Below are 12988 nucleotides of genomic sequence, written 5' to 3'. Positions count from 1 at the left end.
AGCTCAGCTAACAACGCTACGCGATGGAAAATTTGCGAGTGCTTGGGCCACTCGTTCTGCGACAATGGACCAATCGCCTGCCACCTCTTGGCGAAACAACTGCATCGTCGGATACCACGGCGAATCGGTGCGATCCAGCAACCAACGCCAATCAGGCATCTTGCTCAGTAGCACCCAGGTCGGCTTACCCAACGCGCCAGCCAGATGCGCGATGGACGTATCGGTCGTGATCACCAAATCAAGCTGACTTATAATGGCGGCGGTATCCATGAAAGCTCCGCTCGATTGGTCGGTCCCTAACGGGAATACATGGATCTTACTTTGCCCCCCCTCGGCTTCAACCTGCTCACTGCCATACCCCTGCTGCAAGCTGAAAAACTGAACACCGGGCAGCCCTAGAAACGGCCTATACTGCGATAACTTCATGGAACGAAAATGATCGGCTTGATGATCGCGATTCCCCTGCCAAGCAATGCCTATTCGCGATTGATCACTGGGCAATGCTTTGAAGTAGCTAGCCCAATAATCAACCAGATAAGCTGCTGGTTGGACATAGGGCACCTTCCCAGGTATGTTGCTCAAGTCCGTCTCAAGTAAGTCCGCACAGTCGATCAATGAGCAGTGCATGTCAAATGGCTCGCTGATCGGATCAAATTCGTCGTACCAGCCATCGATGCCTGACGTTTTACGTAGCAGTGGCGCAAGAGCCGCTTGAGCTTGAACTACCACGCGTGCCACTTTTGTGCGTTCCTTGATGACGGAAGCGTAACGAATAAACTGGACGGTATCTCCCAAGCCTTGTTCGAAGTATAGGAACAGCGTCTTTCCTTCCAGCGAGCCGCCGTCCCATTTTGGCTTGGTCGTGTTGATAATGGACGCTTCTTTACATTGCCAACGCCAGCGATACTCTAACCAGCCTTCGTCGAATTGCCCCAACATCAGCTTCAAGACACCAACGTTGCGATGCAGCTCGGCATCGTTAGGCTGAAGCGCCAAAGCTTGCTCATAGTCCTGGCAGGCCAACTCCACATCGCCTCGAGTGGCACGCATCGCAGCTCGATTCTTGTACGCATTCGCATAACGTGGTTGCTGCTCAAGCGCCTTGGCAAACGCTGCTTCCGCTTTCTCAAATTCCAACACATATCGCAACGAGTTGCCCATATTGTTCCAAGCGATCGGAAAATCCGGCCTCAGCTCGATCGCGCGTTGATAGGCTTGCACTGCCTTGGCATACTGTTTCTGATCATGCAGCGCGATCCCCAAATAACACCAGCCGTTTGCATTCTCGGGATGAGCTTCTAAGACAGAGCGGTACTCAGTGAAAGCTGCGCTGAGCCGACCTTTTTGATGTTCCCCCCAAGCATTCAACAGCCGTTGTTCTGCTCCTAAATTCATCGAAATTGTTCCTTTTGTGAAAACAATCCACTTCTCGTTTCGACAACTCTTACAATAACAAAGGAATCCTTGACAGACTACCGGTCCAGTTTATTCAACGATCAAACTTATCATGCAGCGATCCTTTCAACCACTCATGCGTCTATTCTTTGGAATTGCCTGCGGGCTGTTCCCCATGTTGTTATCAGAGCTAGAAGCTCAGATCGTTCGCAATCCTAACGGCCAGCCGAATATTGTGCGACCTGGGAACCAGTCATCACGCGCTCCAGCGCCGGTCGCATCTCAACGCCCACCAATGCCGTGCTACATCGGCGTCCACCACAATGCCTCACAGTCGTTGCTGGTTGACCCTCGAATGCAGCGCGGCCCCGCCTCCGGATTCAGTTGGCTTGATCGGAGCTTATACAATCAAGCACAAGGGCACTGGGTTATCACTCCTCTAAACAATTCACTAGCACGCATCGATTGGTATATCGACGATCAGTTTTACGCATTGCAAGCGATCGGTGCTATGCAACCGTTGCAGTGCCTTCCAGGTAATTCATCCTTAGCTCAATTATGGAGACTGCAGCGATTCCCTGGCTATCCAACCAACTTCTTGCTCGAAAGCTTGCAGTATCCCGGCTACTGCGCAACGCTGTACGACAACTCGATTTCTCTACAACCAATCGCCTTCATGCCAACTCAGCAATGGTGGTTTGATCGTCCACCAGCTCTCGCACTGCCACCGATCTATCGGAACACCACGCAGCAAGTAATCGCTAACGCCCCATTGCCACCTGCGCAAGTCACACTTGTCAACAACTCTCCAGATCGAGCCATCGCTTTGGTCGCCGAGATCCAGAATCCCACCGCGGCTCAAGAGATTGAGATCGCTGGTCGAGGTGCTGCCATGATTGAACTACAACGCGATGCCGGCGCGACGATAGTGGAGACTTTTGAACTATCTTCACCAGATGGAATATGGGACCAGCAACAACGAACTTACCAGATTCCGCCAGTACCGTTATACGACATTTCGGTCTATGAGATTTTCTTGCAGTCAATCGCGATTGACCGGACAGGAACAAGCCCTAATCCGATTGAAGACATCAACTACCAACCCAAAAGTATCGGTTTCTTCCAAGTGCCGCCCGGCAACCAGTTACCTCAGGCAGCCAGGATCGACTTGATGCAAACCGCTCAGCGAGCACGCAACCCTGGCGGCGTTCGCCCCTTGCCCAGCAAACTTAAACCGGCCACCGGTTCTAGCGGTGCCAGTGATCCACTCAAATCGATTTTGAACGAGATCCAATCCCGTCGTCGAGATTTCTAAAGTTGATGACTGAGAAACGCTCTACTTAGATACAATCACTCCCTTTCTATATTTGCTGCTTTTACTCGCAAATCACCAGAAACAGCGCACACTGTCCTACGTCCTTATGGGAAAATTTCTATTACCGTTTACCTTTTGCGTGCTTGTCTCTGCCGCGACAGTTTATTTTTCACGCTTTTCAGACACTGCTTTTTCGCTCCGCTGCTACGGTCTGGCAGTCGGGCTTGAGGATCGGAATTTATTGAGCGATCCGACAAAATTAGATGAAGCTCGCAAGGTAATCTTTGATGAATTAAATGGAAGCTGGTATCCCTATGGCTATACAGTTATCGTATTCGGAGTGAGCTTAGTATCAGGGTTGGTTTGCTTTCAGCTGGGCAGACGTTCAAGCAGCGCAAGAGATAGACACGAGTGAGTGAAACATCAGCGAGCGGCGGAGAGTCCGGCGGGAGTCGGAATAGTGATGTTCGAATTTGAAAAAACATCACCGACGCTGTCAATTTGCATCTTCGAGCCGAAGGCTTGGCACAATTGCTGCCGTGGCCGGTTCGGCCACGGTGCGCGAGTGCAGTTGGTCCCTTCTGGCTCGGAGGGCCAACACGAATGGCGTGTGCCAGCCCCGCGGGCTTTGCTGTCGTACGAAAACCATAGTCCGTCGCCTACGACACATTGACGATAATTGCTGCTGCCCCGTGTCAGCTTGCCTGATACGAGCCGAAAGTTTGGCCAGTTAGAACGACACAATCCAAGAGTCGCCCTTTCCATGTGCTCGCTGCCGCAGTTGGCGAGCACGAGGAAAGGGATGTTTTGGCGCCCGGGAGGGGTTAACTTCAAAACTCATTCACCCACGAGCGAGCTCAGGGAGGCTCGCAGAAGTTGTGTTTGGTTTTTCTAGAACGCCAAAGCTGTGTCCGACGGGAACAAGCCCCGATCGGACATGCTCGCGCGTCACGTTTGCTCTCGCGCACCCATCCCCTTACGAAGACTGGGCATCAAGCTCAGCTTCGCGACGCAACTCGCAACGCTGCTACCAATGCCACGTAGCATTCCGCACATGCACTGGTACGAATCCATCACGATACGAACGACGACTGAACATCTCTTCGAAAATCGCAATCGTAGTAACGCCGCGTTGATACAGTTGATACAAAGGCATCAATGGAAGCACCAGTATCGACCTACCATCAGAACGACGATTCGGCGAGTAGTACAGTATGATCAAGTAGAGCAGGAAGTCACCTAGGATGTACAGTAGATAGAACATCACCGAAACTTTAAAGGCTTGCTCAATCCCAACCAAGTAGATCCACGATGCCAAATAAACCCAGAAACAGATCGGTAGAAATAAATTGAAAAACCAACGCTCAAGGAACAACGTCATGTTACTCCAGCGGAAGTGCTTGTTCCAAGGTTGCGCCATGTCAATGTGCTTGCGAGACTCAAAGGTCACGACCGCCCATTCCCATCGCCGCCGCTGCTTGGTCAGCACCTTCACCGATGTTGGCGACTCCGTAAGACATTCCGCATAAGGTTCAAACTCAACGCGGTAACCCATCTTGCGGATGCGTAAGACCAAATCCTCATCTTCGCCTGGCCCGACATCCCAACCGCCCATCTTCTTCAGCATCGAAGTTCGAAAGGCTCCAAATGCGCCGGAAACTATACCTAGGATCCCCAAACGTGAACTTACCATTCGCCCAAGGAATATCGAACGAAGATACTCGTAAGACTGAAGCCTCGTCAGCAAATTGCAGCTCCCGTTGCGGACTCGGACGTTACCTGAAACCGCTCCGACTTTCGGATCAGCCAGCGGTTGAACAATCCGCCAAATCGCATCTTTAGAAAGCTCCGAGTCCGCATCCAGGATGACTGTGACTTCACCTGTCGCTAGAACTAGGCCCGCATTCATCGCAGACGACTTGCCGCCGCGTCTTCTGGATATCACCGAAACGTTGTCGTGTTGATCCGCGAATGCTCTTGCCACTTCTGTCATGTTGTCCGAAGATCCATCGTCGACCACAATGACTTGGAGCAATGGATAACTGTCCCAAACAAGCTTCAGCGTTTTCTCTAGACTGTCTCCTTCGTTCAAGCCCGCAATGATCAGCGAAACCGAAGGCGTATATCTGGGACCAGATTTAGCTTCACTAGAACACGGATCGAACCCCAATGCGTGGCGAGCAGCATCGTACAGCCACATCAATATTGGCAGCAAGAAGTAGCGAATCCCATCCGAAACAAAGGCAACACCCAACAGCAGGAGCAGCTCATCGGGAGGAATCGATGAGAGCCAGTACATCCAATCGCTCAGCATCATATCCATACACCTCGATTTCGTCTGCTAATTGAATCGGGAAATGCAAATCGCATTTCAGACAGCACCCAACGTCCGCCGTTGCATCACCCACATATTGACAATCTTTGCATTCGTATTGCGATCGGATGACTTCGAAGTCAGCTCCCGCCACGATGTCTTTCGCTAAACACTTGGGGCATTCAATGCCATGGCATGTCTTGAACTCATGTTCGAAATTAACATGCGCACAAGCATAATGATGAATCAAATCGTGGTACTCGATATTGAACGAACCACACTCTTTGCAGCCTTTGGCAACAGTACATGAGGCATGGCATTCTGGGCAAACCCGTACACGTCGCGAGAGTTGTTTTGACAGCACGCCCAACGCGACCCATTTCTCCAACGCTTCGTTGCTGACCTTGGTATCAAAGCGCATCGTATCGGTTTGCAAAGAAGGCGTCAGCGTTTGATGGCTTAGAAAATCCTCGGCTTCGCTTTGGAAGACCAGCCCCGCGTGCAATTCTTGGTTGCTATACTTCACTCGACGCAGGAATGCATGAATGTAGGCTACCGTATGGCCCTGATCGACGCCCAGTATCCAATTTCGCTGCGGCAGTTGGTTATTGTTTGGAAGTCGTACCCCCATTCCGCTCAAGCTAAGGTCAATTGAGTTTGCCTCGCATCGACCGGCCAAATCAGGCGCTCCATTGGGCAATATCGGAATAGCGACAACGGGTTGTTCAAAGTAGAAACGTGTATGCCGCCTTCGGTCCGCGCCGCTGCGAACTTTTGAGCGACGATCTATGACTTCCGTACTTACAGGTGATTTGATTACGCGTTGAATGCAGCGGACATAACGAGCGACCGCTTTTCGAATTGTGAGCCAGAGCGAATCTTGATCGACCTGCTCGGCAATCAGGCAATCGGTGTAGCCGCGTTGAAGATACGTCAGCGCCGCATAATCCGACTTTTCAATCGTGAGCACAATCGATGGCCAGCTATGCAGTTGTGCTTCCAACTTAAGCCGATCGCGATCAGAAATTGTCTCAAAGACCGATGACTCAACAATCAACACATCCCAGTTCGCCGCGTTGGGAACCTCTTCATCCAAGCTGATCCGCTCGATAAACGATTTCACGTCTTGAACGCATTCTAATCGGACTCCGCCATTTTCAGACAGCAGTTTCTGCGTTAGTGAATCGCCAAAGGATAGAATGCCCAATCGAAGCTGCGACGATGGAGCAACCGTGGTTGACGCTGCAGCTTGGCTCAACTCAACATCAAGAGTTTCAAACAGTTCGAACAAACGCGACACTCTTGCAGAACTAGCATCAATGTCCTTGTTGAATCTGCCGCGACGCAGTTCAGCCATCCGCAGAGATCGCATGACGGAGACACCGTCGGTGGAACTCCGGTCCAAGCAATCCTCGCAGCCTGATGCGACCAGTTTCAAGCGTTCGTTTGAAGTTAATTCTTCGGTAAGCCCCACAATAGGTGGACTTGCAGAGTCGGAGGTTAGTTTGTCTAGTTCACGAACGATATCATCGATCTTTTCGCCTGTGCGGTAAAGAATCACTTGATAAGCGTCGTAACCCAATTGCTCTACTGCCGTCGTTATGTCGGCACAATGAGTTAAACTCCAGTTGGTTGCTCGATAGTCCAGCAACTCGCCGTGCAACTTTCGTGCAGCTTGTAAATCGGGGTCTATGTAAAGTAGTCGCATTACTCACTCCCTCCGCTGGCCATCGAGAACAAAGATGGCACCAAGGTTATTCTTGGGGCACTCACTTCTGCTCCGATCCAACGGCTCAGCTCATCTCGGTCTCGCTGCTGCTGCTTGCTAGCAGGCAGCAGGCGCACGCCGGCTACACCGCGATTGGCTCGATAGCGATTTTGAAGAGTGTTTGGTGGCGCGGATATCTCAGGCGATACGCCTGTAACGAGGAAATGCGAAGTGGTATGAAGTGCTGGAATACTCACAATGACTCTTTGCCCCAGCGGATAGTCGCGAGAGGCGATTTGAGGCACATACAACAGAACTTCCACCGATTCAATCGGTACCAAATCGAAGATCGAGTCGCCAGGTTGAAGATGTTCGCCTCGATATGCATGTTGTCGCAGCACACGAGATCGAGTTGAGGCTCGGACCTCAGAATCGGTCAACATCTCGTCCATCTCGCTGAGTTGCCTCTTGAGCGAATCAACATGAACGGACTCGGCTATGACTAGTGCTTCGTGAAGCGTTGAATCCTTTTCTACATCGACAGGCTTGAGTTTTACAAGGGCAAACTCCAAATCATAGAGTTGAGACTTGAGCCCTTCAAATTTCGTTTTCGATTCAAGCAGTTCGATGTCGGAAATAACATTCTTCTGGTTAAGCGGAGCGTTCAATTGGTAGGTCGCTTCCAAGCTGATTAGTTCCGCCTTCTTCATATGAAATTCGCCTAGCAGGCGGTAGTAATCTAGACGTCGCGATTGATCTTGCAATTCGATTTCGCGAACGCGAGATTGCACTTCGGCCCGTCGCATTTGAAGACCAGCCACTGCAATTTCCAATTCGCGTTGGCAGCGACTGCGTTCCAGTCGCAAGCTCGGGATATCTAGCGTTGCAAGTAATTGCCCAGCTTCGACAATCTCTCCCACCTGGACGCAGGTCTCGGCGACACGCGACGGATGCGAGGTTGAAGCGGAAACAACGGTACCGCTAATCGTTCCATAAGCGCTGTACTGCAAGAACTCTGTCCAGACCATCCACACGATGGAAAAGATCAACGTTAGGAGAATGCAACTGATGAAGAATCGCCCTTTAGGCGACTTCGACAGCGCAGTCGGAGTTTGGTGCGAAACAGCAGGCGCTGGAGCAAGTTTGAAAACGCTAGAGTTGCTATCTACGGCACCTTGTTTCACGGAACGTGGAAAACCCACGCTGTGAAATGTGCTTTGATTGGTTCGCGGATCTAACGTCGTGGACATAATGAGTTCTACCGATTTGAAAACAACGGGCAGAGAAACATATATCCATGTTCATGTGGCGTACAACATTTAAAGACGAAATATCGCAATCACGATTTACCCAGATAGCACAATCGGCACCACCGTCCTCATCCGCAACAAATTGCGACGGACAACCCAGAGGCTCGGATCAGCAACTGCTTCGCGACTATAGGAAGCTTATTTATCTTCGAGCACGTCGGACCATAGCCAACGCAACATATCGGGAAGAATTGCACCGCCGTGTTTTGCCGTGTGGCCTCCGTCGCCCCACTCATATTTGAGTTCGTATTGTGCTTGCGAACGATTTCTTGCATTTGCGTTGGCCCACTGCATCGCGGAAACCATTCGCTGGTTTTCTAAGAACCAGTTCCCGAATTGATTATCCAAATCGTTCGAGCCATCCTGAAAAAAGATCTTCATCGGTTTGATCGGATTACGGCGAATCAGCGTCGGATACATGTCCCCACCCATGCGCATCGGAGTCGAGTCCGTGGCTGGACGATAGCCAATCGAAGTGTAGCTCCCAAAACAACTGATCACTTTTCGGAACTGATCAGGACGTTCCCAAGCAACGGTAAAAGCGCAGATTGCACCTGAGGAAAATCCAGCTATTGCGCGACGATTCGGATCGCTGGTGAGTTTGTACGTCTTCTGAACTTCCGGCAATACCTCTTCGATGACAAATCGAGCGTATCGATCAGATAGCGTGTCGTACTCGTCGGCTCGCGTGCGCTGCGAACTTGAATCGATGAAAATTCCGATTGTGACCGGCATCTCACCTTTGGCAATCAAGTTGTCGAAAACGACGGGAAGATGCCACGCTCCCGGTTCACGAACCCAATTATTTCCATCCTGAAAGACCATGACGCAAGCATCCATGCTTCCGTCGTATTGGGATGGAACATAGATCTGGTAGTTAAACACTCGTCCGTCGTAGATAGCACTTGTGATCGACGCCTTGGAGACCGTGCCTTTCGGAACCGAATCTTGGGGCTTGGAATCGGGTCCGATTTCATATTGATCGGTTAAGGTCTTTGGTACTTCTTGCGCCAAAACGCCCATTCCACCGGTAGTGCTGATGGCAAGGCAGATTGAACCTATCCAACGTATCAAAGTCATTGCGTAACCTTCTTCAGTAAAATCAGCCTGTTCCAATCAAGGTTTAAAACGGTAGTTGCCTTCGAGCAATTACTTCTTGCGCCACAAGTTGGTCAAAAATCGATCGTGCAGCAGGTAGCGCCAAGTGCTCCAGTCGTGAGCGGTATGGCCGCCGACGTAATACTCATGCTCGATATTGTGTGCTTTTAGCGCATCAACCAGCCCTTGAACTCGAGCATTGAAGCGACCTTCCGCTTCGAGCTTACCTTGGCCAACAAACAGATAGTCAATTTTGTCGTTCACATCCGGCGTATTTAGAAATTTGGCAAGCACTTCCTCGGCCTTCATGTCACCCGCGCTCAGAATACCGAACGAAGCAAATAGATCCAGCGAGTTCAATCCGACAATCATCGTATGTCTGCCTCCCATTGAAAGCCCCGCAAGCGCGCGACCGCTAGGATTCGGTTGTGTCGCGTAGTTCGCATCGACTAGCGGTATTACATGCTGACGTAACTCTTTTTCGAACAAATCAAACGTTAACTCCGAATGCTGCGGATGATTACGATGGATTACTTGGTTATTGGGGATTGCGATGATCATCGGCTGCGCGCGACCCTCAGCCAGCAGGTTGTCTAGTATCAAGTTCGCTCGTCCATCGTGAATCCAGTTATGCGGTAGCTCGCCGCTTCCGCCGACCAGATAAAGTACTGGATATGTCTTTGCGGGATCATATCCCGGAGGCGTATAAACGTAGATATCGCGTTCGCCTTGGGTTACCTCGGAATGATAAAGATGTCGCGTGACAGCTCCATGCGGAACGTTCTTTGCATCGTAGAACGCGGGCTCTTGACCGTGGACAACCAGTTGTGAGTAAGGCGGCATGCCTGTAAACGATGCAATGGTATTGGAGGGATCGGTCACTTGCACCCCGTCGATGCGAATCATGTAAGCGTACATGTCAGGTCGTACCGGGCCAATCGTCAAACTCCAGACACCGTTTTCCCCTTTTTCAAATGGCATGGTTTGCCCCCAATCCTTGCCGAAAGCAGCCAAGATAGCGCCGTTGAGTTCGACCTTCTTGGCTTCAGGGGCTTTGACGCGAAAAGTCACCGTGCCATCCTCGTGCACTTGCGGCGAATTCAATGGCGCGCTAAAGGGTGTTAGATTCTCGGCATTGAATTGCGGATTCCAATCAAGATTGACATTGGCTTGTTGCGACCAAGATAGCTGGGCAGCAAACAAAGCCAACGCAAATACAGCCACGGATAGGGTGAGTTTCATGAGCAAGTTCCGGTGAAGTGTCATTTTAAGGCAGTCGGCGAATCGGTCGCCGAAAAAACAATTGCATCGACTAAGCCGGCCACAGCTACGTATCAGCATTCTGCTTGATGATGAAGTTAGCCTAAGCCTACTTCGTTACCTAGTTGAGGAAGCATCCTTCGCAAGCAGCGAAAGCATTGTTTCGCCATATCGCTTGCCGAATTCCCTCGAGCCTTCGGGAGTGAAGTGGAGTTTGTCGTTGGTGGGACAACCTGATGACGAGATCACATGTGCGTTGGGAATCGTCTTGGGCAATTGAGCTATAATCTCGTTGAACGCCGCGCATTGCCCTTGCTGGTCGGCGTGGACTAACTCACCGACCAACAACGGAACTTCTTGCGAGTTCAAGTTCAAATCGGCCATAAGATTGTCGTACACGGACTTTACTTTGCTGGGCCACTGATTGTCACCAGCGTTTGATTCGCCTTGGTGCAACAGGATGCCTTTAACAACTCCGTACGCTTGAGCTTCTTTCGCCATATCGACCAAGTATTGATAGGGATTGTCGCCGTATCCCTTCACAATGTTCTTCATCCAATCGCGTTCGTTAGCAATGTAAGATTGATACGCATCCTTCTGAAATAGTTCAATCTTGCAACCAGGAACGGCAACCTTCACGAGACCTACTCGCACATTGGACGGCTGTCCTTTGGCCAGCGACTTACCAAACGCGTCGACCATACAAATTCCCCGACCACGTGCAGCCAAAGGTGGCACGGCATGGTAAAAGTGATTTCGCTCCCAACCGCGATCCGAGTTATCGAAATCGGCCAGGACAAAGATTCGCTCATCAACATTGCGGTCCTCGTCGTTCATGCGACCGCCGCTGTCCATGTTTGACTGGCCAAAACAAAGATAAATATGAAAGTTAGGATCTGGCTGAGCGGGCTTGGATAGAGCCACCGTAGATGCTTTCGAAGTCGTCGTGCGTGTGCTTTCGCTTGCCGCGGCTTTCGGCGCTTCAACACGCTTGGCGACTGCCTCCTCGCTGGCAATTTCTCCAACTTTGCGTGTGATGGCAATCGAATCGTTTTCGATTTTGCCTGTATAGTCGATACGAATCTCTCGATCTCCGATGCTCAATAACTCCCAGAACGAAATCTCGTCCCCATCATGCTTGAGATCTTTCAATTCGACTTGGCGAGTATTCCCGTCCAAGATTGCTTCCGCGTTACCGCTCAGATCAGCTCCCTGGCGATGGAAAGTGAAGGTGTAATTCTGGATTCCTAAACGGGTATCGAAGTCGACTTTCCATACACCGCTCAGCTTGTCTTCCGGAGCAAACAACAGTGGGGCGAATTCGCGCAAGCTTCGTCGCCATGTTTGCCACTCGTGTGCTGTCTCCGGCGACAAGTAGTAGTGGCTATTGACGCCAATGTCTTGCAAGGCCTTCGTCGTTGCGCCAGGGTCTCCGCCGCGGCGAGGCGAGCCTCCGCCACCAACTTCTTTGCTTCCATAGCTAACGAAGACCAGCTTGACTTTCTCTTTGAAACCTTCCGTCTTTTCGACATCTTCCTTGGTAATCGTGGCTCCACTGAAGAGACCGATGTGCGAAAATTTATCAAGGTGCTTCAACGTGATAGCCTTTGTTTCCATGCTTCCCATAGACAGCCCTGCCATCGCTCGGTTGGGCTGATCGGCTAAAGTTCGGAAGTTGGAATCGACGTAAGGAATCAACTCATCAACCAGCACTTTCTCGAAGTGTGTAATATCAAAGTTCGCCATGCCGCCCATCCGAACGTCGTTCGTCATGCCATAAGTCATCACAATGATAAACGGTTTCGTTTTACCTTCTGCGATCAGGTTATCCATGATCAGGCCAGCGTGGCCTTGAGCCCCCCAGCCGTATTCGTTTTCGCCCCAACCGTGCTGCAAGTACAATACTGGATAACGGACCGCTTGATCGGCATCGTAGCCAGGTGGAGTGTAGACGAAGGCTCGACGATTCGTGTCCGTGCTCGGTGAGAAAAAGAGCACTTCGCGAAGCTGCCCGTGTGGCACATTCTTGACAGCATAGAAGTCTTTGTCCTTGGCCGGGACCTCGACTCCGCTGCCCCAACGCATCGCACCAAAGTAATACTTGCTGTTGGGATCGGGCACTTCAGCGCCGTCAATTTTAAGCGTGTAGTAATGGAACCCTTCGTCTAGGGGGCGGGTGAATCCTGTCCAAACGCCCTGCTCGTCTTTCACGAACACGCTGCTATCTCGAAAGCTGCAAGAGACGCTGGTAGCCTCTGGAGCAACTACCCGAAACTTTACTCGCCCTTCCGAGTTTACTTGCGGATATTCTTTCCCATCTTGATTGGTTGAGGCTGGTTTCCAATCGTCAACCGGCACGACCTCCTGAGCCCGTAATGTTTGGCCGACCAAGATCAAGAACAAAGAGAATATAAGATGTGTTTTTGCCATCGCGCGTCCCATTGAACGAGAAGAGGAAGTAGTGACCCAAGGCCACAAAACAAGGTAATCTCACATTAAACACCAACTTGCGTGAAATGTATTGCCAGCAGCAATAACTTCGTAATATTCCTTGCTACAATATCCGACGCGATTTTCTCGTCTTTCGC

8 protein-coding genes are annotated in these 12988 nt (G+C 50.9%); 1 reads left to right on the top strand and 7 read right to left on the bottom strand.

Going from position 1 to position 12988, the window contains the following annotated elements:
- Window positions 1-3: 3 nt before the first annotated feature.
- Window positions 4-1395, bottom strand: coding sequence for a tetratricopeptide repeat protein (locus tag SH302x_RS00175; RefSeq protein ID WP_479366456.1), 1392 nt, complete (start codon window positions 1393-1395; stop codon window positions 4-6).
- Between the two features lie 112 nt (window positions 1396-1507).
- On the opposite strand from SH302x_RS00175, the gene SH302x_RS00170 reads away from it, so the two are divergent.
- Window positions 1508-2710: a hypothetical protein gene (locus tag SH302x_RS00170; RefSeq protein ID WP_479366455.1), complete on the top strand. Its 1203-nt coding sequence runs from the start codon at window positions 1508-1510 to the stop codon at window positions 2708-2710.
- Window positions 2711-3737: 1027 nt separating this feature from the next.
- Here SH302x_RS00170 and SH302x_RS00165 read toward each other — a convergent pair.
- The 6 genes from SH302x_RS00165 to SH302x_RS00140 all read right to left on the bottom strand — a co-directional run bounded on the left by SH302x_RS00165 (window position 3738) and on the right by SH302x_RS00140 (window position 12830).
- Window positions 3738-5033, bottom strand: coding sequence for a glycosyltransferase family 2 protein (locus tag SH302x_RS00165; protein WP_479366454.1), 1296 nt, complete (start codon window positions 5031-5033; stop codon window positions 3738-3740).
- Window positions 4978-6732: a TackOD1 domain-containing metal-binding protein gene (locus tag SH302x_RS00160; protein ID WP_479366452.1), complete on the bottom strand. Its 1755-nt coding sequence runs from the start codon at window positions 6730-6732 to the stop codon at window positions 4978-4980. The genes SH302x_RS00165 and SH302x_RS00160 overlap by 56 nt, the downstream gene beginning before the upstream one ends.
- Window positions 6732-7982: an HlyD family secretion protein gene (locus SH302x_RS00155; protein ID WP_479366450.1), complete on the bottom strand. Its 1251-nt coding sequence runs from the start codon at window positions 7980-7982 to the stop codon at window positions 6732-6734. Before SH302x_RS00155 ends, SH302x_RS00160 begins: the two co-directional genes overlap by 1 nt.
- 198 nt (window positions 7983-8180) lie before the next feature.
- Window positions 8181-9122 carry an alpha/beta hydrolase gene (locus SH302x_RS00150; RefSeq protein WP_479366448.1) on the bottom strand — a complete coding sequence of 314 codons (942 nt, stop codon included), beginning with the start codon at window positions 9120-9122 and terminating at the stop codon, window positions 8181-8183.
- A 69-nt stretch (window positions 9123-9191) separates the two neighbouring features.
- Entirely contained in the window at window positions 9192-10382 is a 1191-nt protein-coding gene (locus SH302x_RS00145) for an esterase (protein ID WP_479366447.1), read from the bottom strand.
- Window positions 10383-10517: 135 nt separating this feature from the next.
- Window positions 10518-12830: a sialate O-acetylesterase gene (locus SH302x_RS00140; protein ID WP_479366445.1), complete on the bottom strand. Its 2313-nt coding sequence runs from the start codon at window positions 12828-12830 to the stop codon at window positions 10518-10520.
- Window positions 12831-12988 lie beyond the last annotated feature (158 nt).

The organism is Njordella calcicola (assembly GCF_056494125.1).
The sequence above is the reverse complement of the archived record's forward strand: the minus strand, read 5'-3'. Positions and strand labels throughout refer to the sequence as shown.

Bases quoted from the DNA above. Each gene is read 5' to 3' on its own strand.
- SH302x_RS00150 (WP_479366448.1), bottom strand. From the start codon at position 9,122: ATGACTTTGATACGTTGGATAGGTTCAATCTGCCTTGCCATCAGCACT.
- SH302x_RS00160 (WP_479366452.1), bottom strand. From the start codon at position 6,732: ATGCGACTACTTTACATAGACCCCGATTTACAAGCTGCACGAAAGTTG.
- SH302x_RS00165 (WP_479366454.1), bottom strand. From the start codon at position 5,033: ATGGATATGATGCTGAGCGATTGGATGTACTGGCTCTCATCGATTCCT.
- SH302x_RS00170 (WP_479366455.1), top strand. From the start codon at position 1,508: ATGCAGCGATCCTTTCAACCACTCATGCGTCTATTCTTTGGAATTGCC.
- SH302x_RS00175 (WP_479366456.1), bottom strand. From the start codon at position 1,395: ATGAATTTAGGAGCAGAACAACGGCTGTTGAATGCTTGGGGGGAACAT.
- SH302x_RS00155 (WP_479366450.1), bottom strand. From the start codon at position 7,982: ATGTCCACGACGTTAGATCCGCGAACCAATCAAAGCACATTTCACAGC.
- SH302x_RS00140 (WP_479366445.1), bottom strand. From the start codon at position 12,830: ATGGCAAAAACACATCTTATATTCTCTTTGTTCTTGATCTTGGTCGGC.
- SH302x_RS00145 (WP_479366447.1), bottom strand. From the start codon at position 10,382: ATGAAACTCACCCTATCCGTGGCTGTATTTGCGTTGGCTTTGTTTGCT.